The sequence below is a fragment of the Shewanella sp. S1-58-MNA-CIBAN-0166 genome (genome assembly GCF_040310085.1).
In the GTDB taxonomy this organism is placed as follows: domain Bacteria; phylum Pseudomonadota; class Gammaproteobacteria; order Enterobacterales; family Shewanellaceae; genus Shewanella.
Genome location: NZ_JBEOPN010000025.1, coordinates 65,853 through 89,127, shown reverse-complemented (window position 1 = coordinate 89,127; position 23,275 = coordinate 65,853). Strand labels below are relative to the sequence as shown.

Genomic DNA, 23,275 nt, shown 5'->3' with positions numbered 1-23,275 from the left:
TCAACACGTTTGATTGAGTCGATACCAAGGTCTGCTTCCATGTCCATGCCCAGTTCAAGCATTTCCGTTGGGTAACCGGTTTTATCGGCAACCACAGCTAACATGGTGCGCTGGACATTTTCAGCGGTTAAGCCCGTTGTTGGCGCTGCAGATGCAGATGCAGATGCAATTGAAGCTGCAGCCACTGTGCTGGCAGCAGGCAGTTTAGTTTGCATGTAGCTAACGATTTCACCCAAGGTGCGACACTCAGCTAAATCTTCTGGGCTCAGTTCAGGTAAACCTGGAAGCTCATCTTGCACTGTGCCTAAAATCTCAACGCGCTTGATTGAATCGATACCTAAATCAGCTTCCATGTCCATGCCAAGTTCAAGCATTTCAGTTGGGTAACCGGTTTTGTCGGCAACCACAGCTAACATGGTGCGCTGAACGTTTTCAGCGGTTAAGCCCGTTGATGCTGGTGCTGCAGTAACTACCGATGTTGATCCTGTTGACGCTACAGTAGTTGTGTTTGCCGCAGGCAGTTTAGTTTGCATGTAGCTAACGATTTCGCCCAAGGTGCGACACTCGGCTAAATCTTCTGGGCTCAGTTCTGGTAAGCCTGGAAGCTCATCTTGTACTGTGCCGAGAATTTCTACCCGCTTGATTGAATCGATACCTAAATCTGCTTCCATGTCCATGCCAAGTTCAAGCATTTCTGTTGGGTAACCGGTTTTGTCTGCGACCACATTGAGCATAGTGTCTAACACTTGTTGCTGTGTTAGTCCGGCTGTTGGTGCAGAAACCGCTGCTGAGCTAACTTGCTGAGCCACAGGAGCTTGAACAGGTATACTGGCTGTCGGTTGAGGTTGAACCGCTTGAGCGGTTTGAACCTGAGCTGGAGCAACGGGGGCTACCACTGGCGAAGGTATTGCTGCTTGAGTTATGTGGTTTGACTGCACAAAAGCAGGCTGTACTGATGCAGCAGGTAGCGATACAGGTGCAGAAGCCGCCATTGGCATTGGTGTTTGCCCTTGCAACATGGCTAACGCAGCTTGGCTTGCTTGTGCTTGCAACGTTAAGAATTGAGTATGACTTTGCAATGTTTGTGCTTGATGCTGGTGGAACATCTCCATCGAACGTTGCAAGCTTTCTGGAATGGCTAATCCCGATGACGCCATTTGCGCTTGGGCTGTCATCAGGTGAGCAAACGTGTCGCCATATTGCTGTGGTATGGCTAAAAACTGCTGATGTAATTCAGCGGTTTGTTGCTGCGCAGCAAAAAATGCACCGATACTATCGGTCGACGCTGACACACTTGAGCTAACTGGTTGAGCTTTAGCGATAGGAGCTGTTGCCGTTAAAGGTGCCGTTGTTGCAGATGCTGGCGCTTGAGCTGGAGCGGATGTTGCTGGCACTTCAATATATTCAGTTTTAATGACTTCTTTTTCCACAATTCTTTCCACAACTTTCTCGACAGGCACTTCCACTGTCTGGCTGGTAACGGTGCCGGTTTGCAATGACTTTTGCATTTTGGCTTGAGTGGCCGGACTAATATAATTACTCGCGGTTAACTTAACGTTCATCGGTGACACTTTGGCAAGCTCAGCGATAGGCGCTTGATAAGGATCAACCTCAGTTAATGCCACCCCTAATACCGCAAGCTGACACGCTGCTTGGCGCAGTTGAGTGTCACTATTGCCTTTAGGATTTGGGTTCAAGCTCACTACACTGACTGATTCTGCTTTATTACCTAGGGTAGCCTCCACCAATTTTTGGAGGATGTTTTTAGGGCCAAACTCAACAAATACTCGAGCACCCGCATCATACATGGCGTTTAGTTGCTCGCTAAAACGAACCGATTGCAACATATGTTCACTAAATGCTGCTTGGATTGCTTTAGCATCGTTAGGATGTGCTTTACCTGTGCCATTGGCATAAAGGCTTAGTTTTGGCTTAGCAAACTTAATCTTATTGATTGCCGCAGCAAACGGCTGCTGCGCATGTGCCACTAATGGAGTGTGGAACGCACCAGAAACCGGCAGGGCGATTGCTTTAAAACCAAGTTCAGTGGTGATAGCTTGTGCCGCTAGGGTACATGACGCTGTTGGGCCTGCAATAACCAGTTGGGTTGGTGCATTGTAATTAGCCACCTTGACGCCTTCAAATGCACTAATGCACTGTTCAAGCTTTTCAACACCGTTGTCAACAGATTGAGCGGGGACAATAATGGCGTACATTACCCCAGCGTCTTGATCTTTAGGTGTAGCCGCCATTGCTTGGCCACGAGCAAAGGCCAATTGATAATAATCAGCTTGGCTAATAACGCCTGCCGCACATAATGCTGACAGTTCACCAAAACTATGGCCGGCAACCATATCAGCTTTAAAACCTGCTTGAGTCAATAATGCATATTGGCCCATGCTCACCGCACCAATAGCACTTTGGGCATTGGCGGTATTGGTTAATGCAGCCTGTTGCGCGGCAATATCTTCGGCTTCAAAAGCAGGATTTGGGTACATAATTTGCGATAGTGGTGTTTGTTTATGTTGGGCAAACACCTTATCTGCTTGCATCAGTTGCTGACGCATTTCTGGATACAAACAGGCTAAATCGGCGCCCATGTTCAGATATTGTGCCCCTTGTCCTGCAAATAGTGCTGCCACTCTATGGCTTGCCGCTTCAGGATGAATCAATGCAGCCGCGCGATAACTGGTGCCAGAAGGCAACTGCCAGCAGTCGGCAGTATTTGAGCTTAACTGCGCCAGCGCCTGAGTCAGCTGAATGGTTAAGTCTGCTAACGAAGCAACCACTAAACCTATACGTGCCGCGTTAGGGGCAATAGTATTTAAGGCAAAACGTTTACCAAAATCGGCTAACACAATTTCTTGGCGATTTTGTTGTGTGGTATCAACAGCCTTAATTTCAGTTTGCAGGGCAGTTAATTGAGCCTGTAATGCGGCTTTGCTTTCAGCGTGGATCAATAGGCTTTGTGGCACTGAACGTTGACGATATTTATCGCCTCGAACATGTTCTTGACGATATTCTTCCAACACAATGTGGAAGTTGGTGCCGCCAAAACCAAAGGCACTAATACCCGCGCGGCGCGGGGTATTGTCTGCTCTTGGCAACCATGGACGGGTTTCGGTGTTTAAATAAAATGGCGAGTCCTGAATGTTTAATTTAGGATTCGGCTTGCTGACGTTAATGGTCGGCGGCAACACTTTATGATGTAAAGCCAGCGCTGCTTTAATCACTCCAGCGGTTCCTGCTGTTGATTTAGTGTGGCCAACTTGTGATTTAACTGACCCAAGAGCAATGTGCTGTTGAGCGTCATTACCGTCGGCAAACACTGATTTTAAACCATTGAACTCCGCGACATCACCAGCTGCAGTACCAGTACCATGGGCTTCAATTAAGCCAACAGTGTGCGGCGCAAAACCTGCGTCGTCATAAGCGCGTCTTAATGCTTTTGCCTGGCCTTCTGGGCGCGGTGCGTAGATACTTTTAAACTTACCGTCTGATGATGAGCCAATACCTTTGATAACAGCATAAATTCGGTCACCATCACGCTCAGCATCATCAAGACGTTTAAGCGCCATCATGCCAATACCTTCACCAATCATCATACCTTTAGAATCGATATCGAAAGGTTGAATGGTGTCATTAGTGGTAAATGCCGGTGTTTTTGAAAAGCTCATGTACATGGAAGGCGAGTTATCGGTACACACACCACCAGTGAGCATCATGTCACTGCGGCCTTCAACTAACTCTGTAATCGCCATGCGCATTGCCGCTAAAGAACCTGCACAAGCTGCGTCAACCACGCAATTCATGCCGCCTAGATCAAAGCGGTTAGCGATACGCCCAGCAATCACATTGCCGAGTGAACCTGGAAATGAGTTCTCTTCCCAGTGAATATATTGATCCTGAAACTTTTTGATCAACATCTCAGTGTCTTCATCACTTAGACCACTATTTTTAAATACTTTTTTGAGTATTGGGTACTGCAAGCGACCGCTGAGACTGTGATTAATTTTTTGACCACCGCCGACGCCTAGTGTAATACCGATGCGATCGGTATCGTACTGTGCATCAATACCTGCATCAGCTAGCACTTCTTTGGCGACCACTAACGATAAAAGTTGTGAGGTGTCTGTTAGTTCGAGGATATTAGGGGGCAAGCCAAATTCCATTGGATTGAAATCGACTTCAGGTAAAAAACCACCGCGTTTACAGTAACTTTTATCGGCCATTGATTTATCGGCATTGTAGTAATCTTCAGCATTCCAATGGCTTTCTGGAACGTCGATAATCGCATCAATTTTTTCGCTGATTAAATCCCAAAACTTGTTTAGGTAACGTGAGTTAGCAAAAATACTCGCCATGCCGACAATCGCGACAGGCATGTCTTTTAAGCGTTTGTTTAAACGCTTATCTTTATTACTGGATTGGCTCATATGAGTCTCCGTTTGATAACTGAGGTTCAGTTATCTGGTGTTGGGATCCAGCTGCATCAATGGTGCTAGTGGATACTGCGGCTGGTTGACCTGCTCCAGGAAATCGAGCAAGAAAAGTGTGATAATTGCGAACCAATAACTTACGTAAATGAAATGGTCCGTGCTTTAAGACATGCGTTATATAGCGATTACTCGCTTGGGTATGGCTGTCTTGATAAATATCGAGGTAAACCCAGTCAGACTTAAAATCGACTCCAAGCAAAACAGAATAGGCTTGTTGCTTCGTTAATTGAGGCGGAATACTTAACGACACTACTTGCACTACGTTGTCTGGATCTGGACTCGGCAGGGCTAAAGTGTCGGCTAATGTCTGCGGGTTAACGGTATAGGTTTGAATATCGGCGCCTTGAGTAATAGGCAGCTGATTGAAGAATTTTTCTGGCACAAAAGGGCTGTCAAATTCGTCTAGTTTAGAGACCCCAAAACGCTTTAAGCAGCGGGCAAGACCGGAGCGAGAGACATTGGGGTTGATAAATTCTTGGGTGACTTTTAATAGCCTATCTAAAGGCATTTTTAATTGATAACGCAAACCCAGCATCACGTACTCTTCCATCGGAGATAGTGTCGTGTTGAGTTTGTGCGGGGTATTTGGGGTGTTATCGATTGAGTCACGTTTACGCCACTTACGTACTGTAGCTTCGCTGATATTGAGGATTTTGGATAATTGACTGACGCTGTAATCGGATTGCTGAATAAATTGACGCATTTCAGGTGTTGTCGTCGCATTACGGTGTTGGACCGTTTTTGGGCGAGGCTTACCCTTAAATAGACCAGATTCTAAATGTGTGGTTATCTTTTTTGTCATCTAGACCGGGATTCCAAATAATCTATTGGGACTTTAGCGCATTTAAACTTACCGATACTTACTTAAGTCATACTTAAAGAAGATAAAAAATTAGTCTAAATATCCATTTATACTTTTTTTAACACAAAGCAGATTACCTGAGGTTTCACTCCGATACAATCACCCGAGACTGAAAACAAGATATGAGGTGTAAAAAATGATTATCTGAGAAATATGTCAAGGCATCTCTAGATCTAAAATTGCACTGAATTTACCTTGTTTTGGCGATTATGTTGTCAGTTAATCATTTGATATATTGCCCCAAATAAAAAGCAGGTAACGAGTTTTCTCATTACCTGCTTTTTTTGATCAATCGACATACTAAGGTTTATGCCCATCAACTCGGGAAGAAGTCTATGGCCCAGATGGTGGTCATTAGCGCGACTTTTTCTGCTGGGAAGCTGATTGAACGTAATACCAAGGTTAATTGACGCTCTAACTTGGGGTTATTGAGTTCGCTTGATTTAATCGTTACCTTGCTGATGTTGCCATTGGGTTGTATGACAATTTCAAACATCACTTTGCCTTTTAAAAACGGATCTTTTCGAAGTGCACGATTGTACAACGAATAAAGCCGCGATTTATTGGCCTCTAATGTTCGTCTTAATGCTGCTTCAGAACGTTGTCCACCTTGGCTAGCTTGACTGGCTTTTTCTGCAGAGGCACCTTGGCTTGCTAATACTTCCTCTTTTGCTAAGCGAATTTGTTGGGTTTCGTTGCCTGTTAACGACCCAGCAGCAACAGTTTTACTGATAGTTGATTTTGCCAAGCTGTCAGTTTGTTTATTGGCCGCACCAGCTAATAAATCACGTTTTACTTTGACTTCTTGAGACGTGGTTTGGTCAAGTTTGCGTTGCGCTGTAGGTTTAATATCAAATGCTTCGCGCATTGAAAAAAGCTCATCTTTCATGGCAGCTAAGCCTGATGTGCTGGCTTTCTGTTTTGCAGCGTCACGTGTTACTGGTTGAACAACTTGAGGTTTTACAGCTTGTTCAACAGGTTTTTCTGGTACTTTTTCATCTGGTGGTGCAGGCTCCGGTTCAGGCAATGGTTCAGACGGTTTCACCTCTGGCCTCTCTTCTGGTTTGGCCGGTGGCGGTAATTGCTTTTCTTGCAAGATGATTTTGGCTAATTGCGGTGGTACTTGCTCTTTTACTTCACGTGGAAGTTCAATTTGTTCAAGCATGGGCACTACGACCGCAAAGACGACATAAACTAACAGCAACAACCACAAAATCTGTTTAAACAGTTTGTCTTGTTTACTGGGTTTAAATAAGTCGCCTAAATCATTAAAGCTCTGATTGGTTTGGTGATGGTGTAAGGTTGCTGTTGTCATATTAGCCCTCACCATTAGCTTGTTTTGCTTGTTGTTCAACCGCCAACGAAATATCTCGGTAACCGGTTGCAGCACAAGCAGCCATAATTTGCTTAAGCACCACATAAGGTGTTGATGCATCGCCAATAATGGTTACTGCCCGGCCATTTTGTTGCTCGGTTTCGCTAAGCTCGCTGCGTTTACTGGCTTGATAGGTCAATTCGTTGGTTAAGGCATTAATAAACTCAGGATTTTGTTGTTCGGTTAAGCCTATTTCATCAGTACCTTTTTGCCATATAGGGCGCTCTTGCACTAATACGGTGTTGGTAAACACTGTAATCACCAGGTTTTCAACTGGCAGTACATCTGCAACAGACACGGGCAAACTGATTTTTTCGATATTTTGCAGTACTCGCACTTCAGATTGATTCACAATTAAGAAAAACACCAAAATGGTAAAAATATCCATTAATGCAACAAGGTTGAGCTTACTGCCAGCTTTTAAGCGTTTGTGGTGTTTAGCTAATCTGCGGCTTCTTGCCGATTGCTTCATCATGGCTTAGCTCCTACTGGTTTTCCAATAGTGGTCTGCGCCGGTGTGGCGATGTCTGCATCATTAACGGCAGGTGCATCACCTAATGAGATCATCGGAAACAATTCAGCATCAACCAAATTGGCTGCCACTACCGCTTTAAATGATCGCACCGTGTCCATGGCAGACACGATGGTTTGATAGTCAACCGCTGGGTCGAGTAACAATACTATGTCATTTTTTTCAATACCTTGTTGTTGAAATGTCAGCTTTAAGTCTTGTAGATAAACAGACAACGCGGCGAAATCATAACCTTTATCAGTCAGTTCAAAATGTTTAAGTGACATGCCGGCTGGGTAGTTTAGTGCTAAGCGAGCTGGGGTTATCACCAATTCGAGTATTTTAGGTTCTTGATCATCTTGTGCTTGCTCAGCTTCAGACAATACCGGCAATTGCAGATTCAAAATACGCACTTGTGAGAACACCAAGCTCAGCAGAAGTACTGGCACTAACACAATCATCAAATTCATGAATGAGGTGATATCCAGTTCTGCGTCTTGGGTAATAGGGCGACGACGGCGTCTCATACTCATTAGCCTCGGTTGTTATCCGTTTGCTTGTTAAATGACAATGAATTGAGCAGTTTGATGCCTGCCATTTCAATTGAGTCAACGATGGTTGCCGTTTTAGTCTGTAGGCTTGAGTGAAATAAAATCAGCGGAATGGCGGTAATCAAACCAAATGCGGTGGTGTTCATCGCAACCGAAATACTAGAAGACAATAAGTTGGCTTTTTCAGCTGGATCGGCGCTAGCCACTGCCGAGAATGCTGCGATTAAGCCCATAATGGTACCTAATAGACCCAATAAGGTGGCGATGTTAGCGAGCGTTGCTATAAATGGCGTACGCTTTTCAAGGCGTAACATGTATTCCATCACGGTTTCTTCCATGGCGTATTCTACGTCTTCACGGCGACTTGCACTTGATATACGGGCAATACCAGACTGCAACACGTCAAACACAGGCGCTTTATGGTTTTGTGCATGCTGACTAATGGTATTGATATCACCTGTTTTTAAGGCATTTTTAATCAGCGCAAAAGCTTGCTGGTTACTACGATGTGCAGAGCTTAAATATAACCAGCGCTCAATGGTAATGGCCAAACCGACCACTAACACTAAGGCGATAGGGTAGATAAATGGGCCGCCATTTTGTAAAAACGCAATGATATGGTCGGTAAAACTCATGTGATGTTCCTTCTCTTATTGTCGTATTGAACACTGGCGTTAATGGCTACAGGTGTTCAATTGTTTTTGTTAGGTATTACTCAGTTTTTGGCTAGCATGTTGCTTATTTAATGGCTTATTTAATGGCTTATTTAAAAGCTTATTACAGGGTGTTTATTGATTATTTTCTGGTGTGCCGTTGGCAAAATCCCTGACTTGTTGTCGAAATACTTTTGGATTGATAGGCCTAAACTCAGGCAGCGTCAGTCGCATGCCTTCGTTGTTAATGTCTATCGGATTATTGATCCCTTGCCATGGCATAATATAAAGCACTTTGGGTTGCTCTTGTGAGCCCGTCACTTGGCTTTGAATAACGACAGGTTTGTTGCTCGCAGGTTTCACCGCTTGTTGCTTTTCAGTGTCATCATTGGCCGTAGCCTGAGCTGAGACACTCAGTAAACAAGTGGCTAAAAACAACGGCAATGCACCAAGACGACACGTTGCCTGAAATATTTTTTGCATGGTCATCTTAGCCTGCTCCATTAGCATTGTCGGGTGGTAATGTTAATCCTGCGCGTTGAATTTTTATTTCTACGCCAGCGAGCCAACGTTTGGCTTGTTCATCATTTGGCTGGTTAGCCAAATACGCCAGGTAGTATTGGCGGGCTTGCAACAACTTACCGCGATATAACTCTAATAAGATCGCCAAATTTAATTGCGCTTGTGGGTATTGAGGCCACAGAGTTAGCGCCGTTAAATAACCTTGCTCAGCCTGAGCATACTGGCCTTGTCGCCTTGCGATATTAGCTTTAATTTGGTGCGCATAAGGATTGCTGTTATTAACCGCAATCGCTTTTGCGAGCAGTGCATCGGCTTGATCTAATTGCTGCTGATTTATCGCTATGATGGCTTTATTGACATAGGCGCCCGACAATTGAGGCTCTGCAGCAATCACTTTATCAAACAAACTATTCGCCGCTTGCCATTGCTGGTTTTTCATTTGGCTAATAGCTTGCTGATATTGACTCAATACCGATGTGGGCACATCGGCTAACCGCTGTGAGGCTTGTTCAAGATACACATTACGGTTATCTGTTGAGCCAGCACTGATACTGGTGCTGTTATTGACACTTTTTGTATTGAGGCTAACTAAGTCGACAATGTCTTTGTCCATACCCTTTAGGCTTGGGTCCGTAGTAGTTTGCTTGTTGGCGTTAGTGCCGCTAGGTGACGTACTACAACCGGGTAACAGCATAAGGCTTACTAGCGCGAATAGTGCCAGTTTCGGTGTCGATGAGGTAAATAATGACTTAATGGATAGCATCGATAACCTCATGCGTTAACTCTTGTTTTTGATAAAGGGCAGGGGACATTTGTGCCAAGCGCTTAAAGCTTTTTTCAATCCATTGATCAACAATATCATCCCATGCTCTTTGGGTATTGCTGATGTGAATTTCGATGGCTTTCTCTTCAAATGGATAAGCCAGCTCTTCGAGTAAAATCTCGTACTCTTCCAAGGCTAATTCATCTAAATCGCCAGGGCGTTGTGAGCTCATCATGTCGCTCGCAAGTTGGCGATACATTTCTGCAAGGTTGTATGTTGCATGGGGAACGTATTTGGCTAATTGAAAGTCGAGCACTTGTTGATAATAACCAATGGCTTTTTTCATCGTATCTTGTTTGCGCTTCAAGCTTTTTTGCAAAGGTGCGTTGAGTTTAATTGCCGCAAAACTGCGTTGTTCAGCTTCACCCAAGGAAAATGCTGCGATAGAGGCAAGTTCAATTTGACGAGCTTGAATGGCATTCGCATCTTGCTGCAATTGTTTGCGATCAAAGCTTAGGATTTGTCTAAACCAGTAATATTGCTTATTAGCTTCACCGCTTTGGCGGTAAAACTCACTCATTTTAAAGCGAACCTCTTGTGCTACATCAAACGGTTGTGGGTAGGTTTTAGCATAAGTTCTAAAGGTGCTGAGTGCGCTACTGTTATCGCCTGCTTTTAAATAATACTCCGCCGCAGTGTATTGAGCTTCACGCTTTAATGCGCCGGGCTTTTCATTGGCGACAATGATCAAAAGCTGCTCGGCGGCTAAATCCCATTGGGCTAGTGCTTCATAGGATTGAGCTAATTTAGCTGGAATGACCGCGCTAAACTCATGGTGTGGATAACGTTGCTGAAACGGTTTTAATACGTCGACCGCTTCTTGCCAGCGTTGTTGTTCCAGCAATAAGTTTGCTGCATCGAGTTCGGCATTAACCGCATATTTTGATTCGGGCACCGCTTGAGCAACGCGTAATAACTGGCTTACGGCTAATTCTGGCTCGGTTTGTTTAACGGCTTGCGCTTGGAAATAAATGCTTGAAGCCAACAGGTTACGCATTTCTGACCACGAGTCAGTGCTCTTGTCTGTGTACTGCAGCGCTAAAATGTAACCCTCTTCAGCTTGCGCGTATTGCTCTTGCTGATACAAGCTATTGGCATAAAGCTGGCTGACAAACTGCACTTGCTTACGGGCAGCGTCTGACAACGGCGTGGCAGTTTGCACTGAGCTTACCGCATTATTGATCGTGTGAATGGCGTGGGCTTGTAATACAAAATCAGTAAAGTATTTAAGGTCGGTGTAGTTTTTAGCATCAAACGAATATTGGGCGGCGTTACTGGCGAGCTGTAAGGCACGCTCGTCAGATGGATACTGATTGATAAAGTCTTTATCTAGCTGATTACGTTGTGAAATGAGTGTAGTGTAATCATCAGTATTACTTTGACCACTTTGTTTTTGTTGGCTTTGATCATGTTGCGAAATGATTTCGCGTATGGTGACGGTTGTTGCGTAAGCCGATTGCTGTTGTATCTTACGCAAGGCTGCCGACGTTGCTGTGGTGTCATAGGCAATGGCGTAATAACTGGCAAGCGCTTGCTGATATTGTTTTGCTTCAAAATTGGCGTCAGCAAACAAGTACTCGTCATTAAGAATATCTCTAGTGAGTAACGTGCTGGCTTGAGGTAATTTGGCCAATTGTAAATAGGTGTTTAATGCGCTGGCAGCCTGTGCGAAAGCGCTAATTCGTTGTGCACCTTGCTGAGTTTGTGCATCGGCATACAAACGGCGGCTATGCTCGTCACTAAAGCTAAGCAGTTGTGGTAATAACTCTGCTTGCTGCGCTGTGCTGGCATTTACCCAAAAAGTGCTGCTAAGACCATATTGATTAACATAGTCATTTTTCAGCTGATGCATGGCGGCAAACTTGCCTTGACGCTGATAAAGGTCGAGCAAATTTAGCGAATAGCGAGCTGCCCAGATATTGTCTGGCGCCAAATCGATGTATGCCTGATAAGTTAGTTCTGCATCGTAGTCGAGTTTTTTGTCGAGTAAAAATTGGGCCAAATTGGCAAATAATACATGCTGATATAAGTTGATATTCGGCAAGGATTGATTCGCGTTAACTAAGGAAACTAACGACTGAGATTGCAGTTGTTGGCTTAAAGAAATGCTCAATACTCTTTGAGTATCAATCGCCAAATTTTGCGCGCGGCTGCCGAGCTTTTCAAAAGCAAAGTTGTCGGAGGTTAAGTTTGCAATATCACGATTACTTTGCTGGCCGGCCACTAAGGCTTCAAACACTTGCAAGAATGCTTTGTCGGCATTGGCAAGTCGATTGAGTTTAAATTCGGACCAGCCGAGCATATATAAACTGTTCAGTTGGTATTTTTGATTATCATTAGCGGTCAATACTTGCTGATATGCTGTAATGGCTGCAGAGTAATTCTGTAAGTTGTAATAGATTTCACCGCGTCTAAAGTTAAGCTCGGCAAGATACATTGTCTGCGGATAGTGTCGCAGTAATGATTCAACTTCAGCCAAACTCGCATCCAATTTACCCTGTAAATCGAGCGCTTTAGCTAATTGATATTGTATGTGTTCGTTTTCAGGTCGTTGCGGATAACGCTGTAATAATTGTTGATATTCGTTAACTAATTTTTGCAGTGCCGCATCGTTTTGAGTCAACTGAGCTAGCACTTGACTGTCTGGTTGCGACTCATCATCGAGGTCTGCATAAGACTGGGCTTCAAATGATTCGGTATTGATTTGCGCTAAGCGATATTCAACGTGCGTCCGGATTTCAGGATCGGGTTCAAGTGTCAGCAATTGCTGATAAATATTAGCCAACTTGGCACTGCGTTGAGTTTGGCTCATTTCAACACTCGCCACCGTTTCGCTGCTGCGTTTGTTGGCCAAATCGCCTAAGCTAGTGCGTTTAGCTTGTTGAGCATAATCAGCCTGGCCACTGCTAAAGCACCCCGATAATGCAATACCACTGATTAAGATTAATGCGCCTGATAAATAAGCCGATACTGACATTAGCGCGCTCCTTGTGCAGCTGACTCAACTACAGTGGAATCACTTTCAGTCGATTTGTTTACCGCCGATTCGTTTGCTGAGAAGGGATTGATTGGCGCAGTGTCTGCTTGTGACATTTGTTCTAATACATTGGCCATTTGGTGGCGAGTGGTGAGCAGTAGTTGCTGTAACGTATATTGTTGTTGCTGGATAAAAATGCTCATTTTGCCACGAATATCTCGGTCGGTTTTATCACGCAGTCCGGTAATATTAACGTTCGTGCTGTTAATGTCGGTTTGGGTTTGTTGTTGACGTAACTCAAAGTCAGATAACAAGCGGGTGTTACTCGACAATGCACTAAATCGATTGGCTTGTCGTTCAAGCTGTTCAAGTTGTGTTGTTAATTGCTTCAGGCTTTTTTTATGCTGCCAAAGTCGTTGTGGCAATGTTTGCTGTAATTGCCACTGCAACACCCCTTTAATCCTATCAAGTCGTTGTTGTTCGTCGTCGATATTACGTTGAGTCGCCAATGTAGTTAACCTGGCTTGGCTGGCATCAATACGGTCTATCCACTGTTGCTGGCTTGGGTCGGCAAACACTTGCCCATTTTGCTCTGCTTCAGCTTGGTGAATAATCTTAGCAATACGTTGTTTTTGCTCGTCTAGCGTATTAATCATCTCTGTGTAGGCGAGCTGTTTTTGTTGTTCAATGACGCGGGCTTGGCGCTCGGTGTTGAGGGCTAAGGTGTCCTTTAACCATTGACTGTTAATCTGTTGTTTTTGCACATTGTCGCTAAGTAAATCAAGGCTTAATAAGGTGTGATAATCGGTCGCTAATTGCGGATCATTTAAGGCTTTTTTTAGCCAAGGCGAATCAGTGCTAAAACGCTCGGTAAGGATAAGCTCTAACGCGTCAGACTTGGTTGCCAAGGAAGGTGTTTGTTGATCTACTGTCTTACTGGCAAAGTCGGTGACATTGCTAATGGTGCTAACTGTTTCTGCAAACCCTTTTATCTCGACAATTTTTTGTAAATACAGTTGTTCAGCTTGCTGATACAAGGTTAATCCTTGTGCTAAAGATTGCTGCTCACTGACTTGTTTTGCCGTTAACAACGCGGCTTGCCAGGCTAAATTTGAGTAGGGGTATTGCTGCTGCAATAGCGATAGCAACTTAAACGACATGTCATAGTGCTGTTGTTGCTGGGCCGAGTAGGCAAATAAAAACAAAGCGGATTCAGCATAAGGACTTTGCTCAGGAAAATCGCTCAGTTCGTTATAGGCTAAATCGTATTGTTTATTGGCGACATACAACTGTGCCAACAGTAACTTTGCATAATCATTGATGGCCTGTTGTTGCAACAAGGCGTCTTTAACTTCTGGCAATAACTCATCGTTATCGTCAAAAATGTCGGGCTCTACAAAAGGGTTAAACACTTGCTGCCAAAAATTAATCTTGGGTGGCTGCCATTGTTGGCTTTTAAGCTCAATTAATATAGGTTGTGCCGCACTGTATTGTTGCTGCTTCATGTGCAACAACGCCTGGTTTAAGGCGATGTAAGCGACAGATGAACTCGCTGGTGGCTGGTCATCTTCTGATGTTGATTGTTGCTGTACTTGCGCGGTTAATGGCGGCGTATCTGGCCAATAAGCTAATTGGTTTAATACATGATACTGCTCGACATAATCGGGCAGTAATGTGGTAATTCTGCCTAGCGTAAGTTTGGCTGTATCAATGTCGCCGTGTTCAATTTGTTGTTCGCTGAGCTGTAACAAAGCGATTAATAATAATTCAGTTGGCGATGTGGCTGACTTCGTTTTGCTGCTATTGGTATTAGTACTGTTATTCGCTGTGGTTTGGGTCGAAGTATTTGCTTGTTGTTGTTCAAATTGTGCCAAGGTTTGGGTGGCTTGCTCGTGCAAGCCAATCGACACTTGTAGTCCGGCTTCGAACAATTGGCTGCGATCAGAATAGATCTCTTTGCGTTGACGGTTGAGGCTAATTTGCCTCAATGCTGCGCCATAATCGCCAGCAAAATAAAAGTACAATGCTTGGCGGTAAAATTTATCTTCTAGATCGGTTTTAGGCGCAGATGCACTTACAGAGTTTTTTATTGATTTTTCTGCCGCTTGAAGCTCGGTAGTGTGCAAGAGGGTTAAGCAACTGCATAGCATGGCTGCACAGCCCAAAACTCGTGTGAGTGGGTTACTGATGTGAGCTAGCATAAGGCTAAATGATTGAGTGTTAACGGCCATTGTTGTTTACAATACCCACTGTTCGACTTTGATATCAGCCCGATAGCTTGATTCACTGTCTTCGACTTTGAGTTCTATCATTACTGTTTCATCGGTTTTATCAAAATTATGGCTAATGGCCCGTTGCACTGTACGACCTTCGGCATCATTGCCAGTAAATATTGCGGTTAGCAGGTGAGGGCCCATTTTAAGATTACCCAGGTAAATACGCTGAATTCCACCTTGCTCTAATGCTTTGCGTTGACGTTCGGTATATAAAAAACCGCTAACATTATTGTCGTCAATTTTTAACTCAACACTGTCGAGTTTGAGAAATCGGCCCACATCAACCGACACAAAAACCGCGATTTGGGTGCTGGCAGGAAACAATAAATCTTCTTCTAAAATAAATAGATCGCGATTGAGTTTTAGTACTTGGCTTTTAATGTCTTCAAGCTCGCTGGCTAATGCACCATTGCCTTGTTTGGTATCTTCAGCTTGGGCTGGTGATGCAAATAAACCAGCAATCAGTAACGTTGCTGCGAATAACCGCGTTAAAAAAGCACCCCATTTACGGTCGGTAGTCATAGTTATGGCCTTGGCAATTACGTTGTTAAAAGTATCAATATTTAGGGCGATCAATTAAAAATACACGCTGACAAAAGCGCGGATGACATTGGCAGAGAACCCATAAAACGGTTCGTTGCCCACTCCGCCATCTGCGGTAGGGTCTCTAAAGTTATTGTATTGAAAGTCAATATAATCCCATTGCAGCGATGCTTCTGAACGCGTGTCGCCAAACGATACCGAGGCGGGTAATTGATAGGTAATGCCTATCCCGTAAGTGATGTCGCTAAAGTCACTGAGTTCTTTGTCGCGTGCAAGGTAGTTTTGCGCGTCGCGATAAGGAAACAAGTCACTGTAAAATTCAGCTTGAGTTTGCTGGTAATAACGCACTTTAAATTCTAATTCGATACTGTTGCCTAGTGGATGTCGATATCCAAGCTCTACATCACTGGCGGTGATTTCCCAGCTGTCGTTAAAGTGGCGGTAATGAAAAAACAAGGCTGCGCGATAAGGTAAAAAGTAACTGGCCGAGAACTTTGCTGCAAACGAGTTGCGGGTTTCTGGGTACACTTCTGCCTGATAAGCCACACCAGATGGAACGCTGTTGTCTATGTATCTCACTGTGCGGTATGGGTTATTTAAATAACCACTGTCTGCTATAGCTTCAACGTTAAAGCTTGCGGTAAGGTTGCGGGTTAATACTTGATTGATGCCAGCGCGAATCCGATATTGCTCGCTTTGCTCTTCAAACTGGTCGTCACCATTGCGGCGAATCTCATTATCGCCATAAGACAAACCCAGATTTAAATTGGTTAAATCGCCAAAGGTGTCTTGTGACACATTGATGCTAAATGATTGGGCTAAATAATCGTCTTCATCACTTTGACGCAGGTTAAACGACATCAAGGTTTTGTCATGCAGGTATTCAACCCCAAATTGTCCTTCGTTACGCTTTTCTGTGTACGCACTGGCAGTGCTGATAACGTCCACAGATGCGGATGAAATACTGTCTAAATAATAATATGCGGTAAATGCGACCGATTCAGAGGTCTTTTTTCTGAGTAACACTGACGGGCCATCAATGGTCATGCCGCCGCCTTCGTAGCTGTGATACAACACGTCAGCGCGATCAGGATCGAGCACTGCAGCTTGGGCAGACAAGCACGTCATACTGACAAGTAATGCCGTGAATAGCTTAATGCTTTTATTGAGCAAATTAGTTACAGCCACAACCACCACCTCCGGTTCCTTCAGCGCCACGGGCCGATTCACGACCTTCAAGTACGTGAGCCATATGCATGCTGGCACTTGGATGGCGATTTAAGCGCATGATGGGGTCGGCTAAATTTTGACGCTCGTAAGGTTTAACCCAAGGCTCAATGCCCATACTCGTGCAGCCACTCAAAGTAATTAAGCTTAATAGCGCAATGCAATTAAGCGATAAAGCAGTGATACGAGGAGATAAGGTTTTTTTCATCAATTTACTCCCTAATCAGCTGTTTAATAGCGGCAGCATACTTTTTATCAAAGCCGTCTTTATAGCCTTGAAATACAAAGCGCACATTACCATCGCGATCAATAATCACTGTGGTTGGCATGGCTTCAACTTGATAGGTCTTAGACAAAGAATTGGTTTGGTCGAAAAATATTGGGAAACGTAAATCAAGATCGGCTAGAAAGTCTTTGCCTGCTTGGTTTTCTTGTTCAACATTAATGCCCCAGACTTGAACGCCGAGGTCTTGATACTTGTCTTGTAATTTTTGCAAAATCGGCATTTCTTTACGGCATGGTCCACACCAAGATGCCCAAAAGTTGATCAAGATAATCTCGCCACGTTGCTCGGCTAAATTGAGGTTAGTCCCTTGCTGGTTTTTTAAGGTGAAGTCGGGTGCAGCTTGGCCAAGCGTGAGCGCCTGTACCTGCATCGACAACAATATTGCACCTAATGCAATAAGACATTTACCACTAAATCGACTGAACAACATTGTATTTCCTTATTGGTTTTTCACTTTTGCTACTCGAATATTCTATGGTCTCTTTTAACGACCACTATCGAGGTGGATTAAAAATAGAACGACACACCCGTAGCAAAATTCAGGTTATGGGTTGTTTTAGATGCGCCAGTGACCTCGGTATTAAACAGGTAATCACTCATGCTTAAATCCCATGCAATCCAGTCGGTTAAAAACACTCGGTAGTTTGCAGTCAGGTTGACGGTAAATTGCTCGTCACCGGCAAACTCGGTACTGCCGCCACCTAATTCAATCGAAAACACACTGTTAAACACTGTGTCTTTGCTGAAAAAGATCTCACCAGGCAGTAGGTTATAACCAATGTTTAAGCCGTAGTAAGTTAACTCGCGCTCAGCATCAGTTAACAATGGCGCCGCATTAGACAATTTTTCAAAACTGGTTTCACCCGCTTTGGCTTGGGCATAACGCGCTTTGACATAAAAATGTTCGCTGATGTGATAACCCACATGCGCACTTATCCAAGGGTTTGATTCAAAATCTTCAATCGACAAAATACCGCCTTGAATACCCACTTCAACGTTTTCAGTATCGATAACATCATCAAGCACAGTGCGACGTTCTACATCGGCTTTGACGGTATTAGGGGTATCGTCTGCGGCAAATGCTGCTGAGCTTGGCATTAATGCGGTCAACGCTAAAGTACTAGCAGTGAACAAAGGCACTAAAAAAATACGCTGAATCCTATTTTCCATGTTTGGATCTCTTCATTTTCATCTCGGTCGGTTAAGGCTAACGAGAGTTTATATTCGGCCCGTAATAAAAAGTTACGTGCAAGGTGATATTTAATGCCAGCTGCCGCACTCATTATGGTGCTGCGGCGCGCTTCGGTGTCGGCTAACACACTATGGGGTTCGGTATTAATGATCCCCGCGCCAACGCCAATGTATGGCACGACAATTAACTCGGGTAAAAGTTGGCTAAACAGCATGACTTCAAATACGTCACTGTCTGAAATACTCCCCAGTGCTTTACCTGCTGATATTTCAGCGCTAAATACTGGGGTAAATGCATAGCCCGCATAAATATTGTAGAAGTTGGCACCTTCTAAATCGCCGTACATGACACCGGCTTCAATTTGGCGATTGATGACGTCTTGTTCTGTTATCAAGTTAGCATTTATAGCTTGGCCATCTTGGGATAAACCCTTTAGGTTATCTTCATGAAACCAGCCTTCAACGCCACGTTTGTTTAGTACTTTTAACCAAGACGTTCGCTTAAGCAACACCGTTACCATTTCGTTTTGCTCGATAACTGAAACCACTGGATAGCCATCACTTGGTCCTGAATGCAGCTCAATAAAGGGCACATCGATCCGCAAACTTGGGTTATCGTCGGCCTGTAATACGGGGCTTAAACACAGTATTGTCAGTAGCAAAAAGGTGTTTCGTAAATATGTTTGCATAATTCCCTATCGCAAAGTCATGAAGCAAACCTATGGTTTTGCTTGTGGCATGCTTTGTTAGTCCTGTGAGTAAAATGGCGTGTTGTAATATTGCGCGCCAATGTCTAACCATTCGTTAAGTAATTTGAGCTCATCGGCCGACAGCATATTTTGATGGGTGGTGTTATTCATCACCTCAAAAAATGTGTTACTTGAACGCGCGCCATTAGTCGATAAAATTGCCGGCACATTGACTGTGGTTAACACCGGGATAGGGTTACCGTCAGCGTCAAGAATAAGCTCACCATTACTGTCTACTTGATAAACTACGTTGCCATCGGCATCAAGCACTTCAACTAATTTGTCGATTAAAATACCATCGACTTCTTCTTGCTCAACATCGTTAAAAAACAGTTCACGGTATGAGGTTAAGTGTGCAGCTTGATCGCTTGAAGGTGAATTGATTAACGACAACTGTCCCGCAGGCACTTGCACCGCGCCATCGGCATCGACGATATTATGGCAATTGGTACAAGTGTTATCGGCAACGATTATTTGAGTTGTTGCGTCTATAACGGGTCGAGCTAAGTCCCACAGCGGTTGAATATGTTCAACATAATTGATTTGAATGCGGCAATAGGGAGTCCAATTGTCAAAGCATTCGCTGCCATTAGGCGCCGGTGTGGCCAAATTACTGTAACTGTATTCAACATTTGGATTAACGGCAGACAATACTGGGTTAGTCCAAATATCTTGATATTTAATACTGTCGCTAAGCTCGGCAAGGCCATTGACCATTTCATTGGCTTCGGCCATGGTTTGTCCTTGCGCAGGAATGATATTACTCGTGGCATTAGGGTAGGCAGAACCACCCGCGGCTCCGGTATTAATGCTAGGGGCTTGGGCGTCGAGTCGGCCATGAGGCAGTTGACTGTTAGCAGTATGACAGCCGGTACATTCTAGGGTTTCACCCGGCGTTAAGGTGATCCATTGATTGTGGCGTCCGCCAATACGCTGACCATTGATATCTAACACACTGATGGCCAATGGGACATTAGCAGGCACTTTTATTTTGACTGAACCATCGGGTTGAATTGGGCTATAACCGACAATTTCGCGCATGAGTTGGTTATTACTGCGGCCAAAATCGGTATTGGCAATGTCTCTAACATCGTCGGGTGGCATGGGAACACCACGCACAATCCGTAAAAAGCGAGCCGGTAAGTTGGCTGCGGGTGTTTGCGATGGGTCACTTAAACGGCTAATACCACCTACGTTGGCAGTGGTGTCGATACCATCAAAGTCATATACGCTGCGAATGTGGATAGAACCAGCCAATTCTTGACTTAGCTGTGAATCAAGTTCGTTGCCGACGACCTTGTCCGCGATAAAGGTTTTTGGTTGTGCGCTAGGTTGCATCACCACCGATTCGGTTAGCACCGTCCCTTGAGCTGTTGTGGCCACCAATTGTTGGGTGTTGTTGGCATTGTTGAGTAGCCACAGCTCGTATAAGGGATCGGCTTGAATCAGATTGTCGTCAGCGAGTTGCTCCGCGGTGAGTTGACCGCAGGCGCGGACGATGTCATTTACAACAACACGACACAAATCCCAACTCATTAAAAAGCGCTGGCTGTTATCGGGTAGTGGGTATAAATGATTGATTCTACCTGTTTCTGATAATGCGGCAGAAAATGAGAATTTAAATTCTGATAACGTGGCGTCTGTAATCGCTTCGCCTTGCGCGCCAGAATTGGCAGTGGCTTGCTGGGCATCAATGTAGTCGTCAATATTAATCAGCACCGGACGTTTTTGAATCCTGGTGTCGTCCTGTGATGAAAGCAACATCAATATTTCGCCGCTAGCTAATTGTTGTGGCTTGATAAAATCAATCGCTTCGGTTTGGCCGTCAAGGGTCAATTGATGCGAATGCCAGCCAAATACTAATTCGTTTTCTGTTCCGTCTGGATTCATACGGTACAGGTTAATTCCGTGGTCGCCGCCCATTCGATCCCAGCGGCTGTATAAAATCTTTCCGCTTTGCAGAACCAATGGGTAAAAGTCATGGCTTAAGTTAAAGGTTAACTGCTTAATGGCGCTGCCGTCTGGGTCCATTACATGGATGTTAAAGGTTTCATTAGCACGGCTTTCATCTAATGCTGTGTATTGTGGTTTACCTTCATCAAGCAAAATTGCCCGAGATAAACGCTGCCTGCTTGAGGCAAATATAATTCTGCCATCGGGCAAAAACGCCGGCATTAAATCATCGCCTTGCTCTGCCGTTATGTCACTGCTGATGATTCGTTCTAAGATTTGGCTTGCTACCGTATAACGCCAGATGTTCCATTTAGGTTGTTCATCGTCGTCAACACCGTCGATTTCAGGTGCGCGAATGGCCATAAGCAGTTGTTGACCACCATCTGACACCGACAAATCGCGAATATCAATAAGCTGATCAGTGCCAAACAATGTTGTCGTTAAATTGGTTGCTGGAGAGTCTGCAAATGCATTTCTTTTAATTAGCAGTTGCGCGCCAGGATTAAAATGGCCTGGATTAAGATCTTCAAATTGTGCAGGATTTTGATCGACCGCAGTTAAATTACGCTCAATATAAGCCACAGGATATTCAACAAGAACGGGATCAGGCTGTTGATCTTTAATTGCTGTTTCGGTGTTACATCCCAATAACAATGTAATTACCGTAAACATCATAATGTTATAGCCCAAAGTCGGCCTCATTTGTTTTCCTTAACGATTTATTATTTTTGTGAGTATCATAGCAAAACCCTATTGCGGCTGACATTATTGCTTTCTAGGCCCAGTGTTTCAACATTTTTTATTAAATATTTGAATACTTTATTTTGACACGGCAAGACGCTTTTTTGGCGCCAAGTTATTGGCTGCAAGTGTCAAAAAAATTAACAAAATAAAAACTTTTAATGTGAGCCGTTGAATGATTTAATCAGCACCATTCGATTTTTATCATGTCCAAATATCAATTTCAGTTCAATACCAGGCAGTCAAGTGCTAACAAGGAGACAGTATGAAGCAACGACTTCGTACGGTAAAAAGCTTCAGCTTATTATCTTATTATGGAAAAACGATGCATTTTAAGCCGTTTATGAGTGTATTAGCACTTGGTGTATTGAGCCTTTTGTCGGCCAATGTGGTTGCTGCCAGCTTAGAGCAAGCAAAACAATTGCATGACCGCATAGCTGGGGTTCCAGCTTCCGAAACCACATTGCAAAATATGGCAGCATTACTTGATGACGGCAAACCCATCGAAGCCGCCTACCTCGCAATGGAAACACCGGCATTTTATTCTACGACGTTGAAATTATTCGCCACACCGTGGACCAATATTGATCAAGACATTTTTGCGCCGTTAAATGACTATTCAGCCACTGTGATTGGTGCGGTTAGAGACGATGTTGATTTTAGAGATATTCTGCAAGCCGACATGGTGTATGTGGGTAAGAATAGTTTAAATTTACCCGGCTACAATCGCAACAATAATGACCATTATCAGGCATTAGAAGACCAATTTATTGATTTAAAAGATGGCTTAGAGCGCACCACTCAATCGAGTGTGAATGGATTACCTGCAGATGCAACTGCAGGGGTGTTAACTAGCCGCGCCGCTGCGAAAGAGTTTTTCTATTTAGGCACTAACCGCGCGATGTTTCGTTTTACCTTAATGAATCATTTGTGTACCGATTTAGAGCCATTAAAAGACAACACCCGCCCAACCGATCGTATTCGACAAGATGTCAGCCGCAGCCCTGGTGGAGACAGCCGTTTATTTATCAATAACTGCTCAAGTTGTCACAGTGGTATGGATCCACTGGCGCAAGCGTTTGCTTTTTATGAATATGAGTTTAACCGTGACCAAGATCCAACGGGTGAAGCTGGAGCAATAGCTTACAACACCAGCGGTCAAACCGACCCCGCCACCGGCACACGAGTGCAAGGTAAGTATCATATCAATTCAACCAGTTTTCCTTTTGGCTATGCCACACCAAACGATAGATGGAACAATTACTGGCGCGAAGGCCCTAATCAAAAATTGGGTTGGGATAACAGTTTGTCTGGTCAAGGTAGTGGGGCTAAATCCTTAGGCCAAGAGCTGGCAAACAGTAATGCCTTCGCCCAATGCCAAGTTAAAAAGGTGTTTAAAACTGTGTGTTTACGAGACGCAGAAAGCCAAGCTGATATTGCACAAATTAGTGCTACTACGGCTTCTTTTAAACAGAACTCTTACCAACTTAAGCGCGTTTTTGCTGAAGTTGGCAACTACTGTATGGGAGAATAACC

At 44.2% G+C, this 23,275-nt stretch carries 18 protein-coding genes; 1 reads left to right on the top strand and 17 read right to left on the bottom strand.

From position 1 onward, the window contains the following. From AAEY99_RS15295 to AAEY99_RS15215, 17 genes are all read right to left on the bottom strand, one after another. Nucleotides 1-4,436: beta-ketoacyl synthase N-terminal-like domain-containing protein (locus AAEY99_RS15295; protein ID WP_351011071.1), on the bottom strand; the 4,436-nt coding region annotated here is incomplete at its 3' end. Continuing rightward, a complete protein-coding gene (locus AAEY99_RS15290) occupies nt 4,420-5,301 on the bottom strand; it encodes a COG3415 family protein (protein WP_101087745.1) in 882 nt (293 codons plus the stop codon). The genes AAEY99_RS15290 and AAEY99_RS15295, both read right to left, overlap by 17 nt. Nucleotides 5,302-5,677: 376 nt before the next feature. Beyond that, the gene (locus tag AAEY99_RS15285) at nt 5,678-6,676 is read right to left on the bottom strand and encodes an AgmX/PglI C-terminal domain-containing protein (RefSeq protein ID WP_351011070.1); all 999 of its coding nucleotides are present in this window, start codon (nt 6,674-6,676) and stop codon (nt 5,678-5,680) included. 1 nt (nt 6,677) lies between these two features. Beyond that, entirely contained in the window at nt 6,678-7,211 is a 534-nt protein-coding gene (locus AAEY99_RS15280; protein WP_351011068.1) for an ExbD/TolR family protein, read from the bottom strand. Continuing rightward, on the bottom strand, nt 7,208-7,780 hold the full coding sequence (locus AAEY99_RS15275; RefSeq protein ID WP_351011066.1) for a biopolymer transporter ExbD: 573 nt from the start codon (nt 7,778-7,780) through the stop codon (nt 7,208-7,210). Before AAEY99_RS15275 ends, AAEY99_RS15280 begins: the two co-directional genes overlap by 4 nt. Continuing rightward, nucleotides 7,780-8,433 carry a MotA/TolQ/ExbB proton channel family protein gene (locus AAEY99_RS15270; RefSeq protein ID WP_162022681.1) on the bottom strand — a complete coding sequence of 218 codons (654 nt, stop codon included), beginning with the start codon at nt 8,431-8,433 and terminating at the stop codon, nt 7,780-7,782. Before AAEY99_RS15270 ends, AAEY99_RS15275 begins: the two co-directional genes overlap by 1 nt. Nucleotides 8,434-8,586: 153 nt before the next feature. After that, the gene (locus AAEY99_RS15265) at nt 8,587-8,940 is read right to left on the bottom strand and encodes a hypothetical protein (RefSeq protein WP_351011064.1); all 354 of its coding nucleotides are present in this window, start codon (nt 8,938-8,940) and stop codon (nt 8,587-8,589) included. Nucleotide 8,941: 1 nt separating this feature from the next. Continuing rightward, complete coding sequence (locus AAEY99_RS15260; protein WP_351011062.1) at nt 8,942-9,736, bottom strand: tetratricopeptide repeat protein; 795 nt, start codon at nt 9,734-9,736, stop codon at nt 8,942-8,944. After that, nucleotides 9,723-12,773: a tetratricopeptide repeat protein gene (locus AAEY99_RS15255; RefSeq protein ID WP_351011060.1), complete on the bottom strand. Its 3,051-nt coding sequence runs from the start codon at nt 12,771-12,773 to the stop codon at nt 9,723-9,725. The genes AAEY99_RS15260 and AAEY99_RS15255 overlap by 14 nt, the downstream gene beginning before the upstream one ends. Beyond that, nucleotides 12,773-15,004, bottom strand: coding sequence for a tetratricopeptide repeat protein (locus AAEY99_RS15250; RefSeq protein WP_351011059.1), 2,232 nt, complete (start codon nt 15,002-15,004; stop codon nt 12,773-12,775). Before AAEY99_RS15250 ends, AAEY99_RS15255 begins: the two co-directional genes overlap by 1 nt. A 6-nt stretch (nt 15,005-15,010) precedes the next feature. Further along, the gene (locus AAEY99_RS15245) at nt 15,011-15,571 is read right to left on the bottom strand and encodes an AraC family transcriptional regulator (RefSeq protein ID WP_351011057.1); all 561 of its coding nucleotides are present in this window, start codon (nt 15,569-15,571) and stop codon (nt 15,011-15,013) included. A gap of 54 nt (nt 15,572-15,625) precedes the next feature. Then, the gene (locus AAEY99_RS15240) at nt 15,626-16,780 is read right to left on the bottom strand and encodes a DUF3570 domain-containing protein (RefSeq protein ID WP_351011055.1); all 1,155 of its coding nucleotides are present in this window, start codon (nt 16,778-16,780) and stop codon (nt 15,626-15,628) included. Beyond that, nucleotides 16,767-17,027, bottom strand: a complete 261-nt coding sequence (locus AAEY99_RS15235) for a DUF4266 domain-containing protein (RefSeq protein WP_137226525.1) — start codon at nt 17,025-17,027, stop codon at nt 16,767-16,769. Before AAEY99_RS15235 ends, AAEY99_RS15240 begins: the two co-directional genes overlap by 14 nt. Nucleotides 17,028-17,031: 4 nt before the next feature. Next, nucleotides 17,032-17,535 carry a TlpA family protein disulfide reductase gene (locus AAEY99_RS15230; RefSeq protein WP_101087756.1) on the bottom strand — a complete coding sequence of 168 codons (504 nt, stop codon included), beginning with the start codon at nt 17,533-17,535 and terminating at the stop codon, nt 17,032-17,034. Between the two features lie 77 nt (nt 17,536-17,612). Further along, a complete protein-coding gene (locus AAEY99_RS15225; RefSeq protein WP_194956126.1) occupies nt 17,613-18,275 on the bottom strand; it encodes an outer membrane beta-barrel domain-containing protein in 663 nt (220 codons plus the stop codon). Beyond that, on the bottom strand, nt 18,245-18,985 hold the full coding sequence (locus tag AAEY99_RS15220; protein WP_162022689.1) for an outer membrane beta-barrel protein: 741 nt from the start codon (nt 18,983-18,985) through the stop codon (nt 18,245-18,247). Before AAEY99_RS15220 ends, AAEY99_RS15225 begins: the two co-directional genes overlap by 31 nt. A gap of 57 nt (nt 18,986-19,042) precedes the next feature. After that, nucleotides 19,043-21,700: an HzsA-related protein gene (locus AAEY99_RS15215; RefSeq protein ID WP_351011053.1), complete on the bottom strand. Its 2,658-nt coding sequence runs from the start codon at nt 21,698-21,700 to the stop codon at nt 19,043-19,045. Nucleotides 21,701-22,004: 304 nt separating this feature from the next. Here AAEY99_RS15215 and AAEY99_RS15210 point away from each other — a divergent pair, with 304 nt between their 5' ends. Then, a complete protein-coding gene (locus AAEY99_RS15210) occupies nt 22,005-23,273 on the top strand; it encodes a hypothetical protein (RefSeq protein ID WP_350996312.1) in 1,269 nt (422 codons plus the stop codon). Nucleotides 23,274-23,275: the final 2 nt, after the last annotated feature.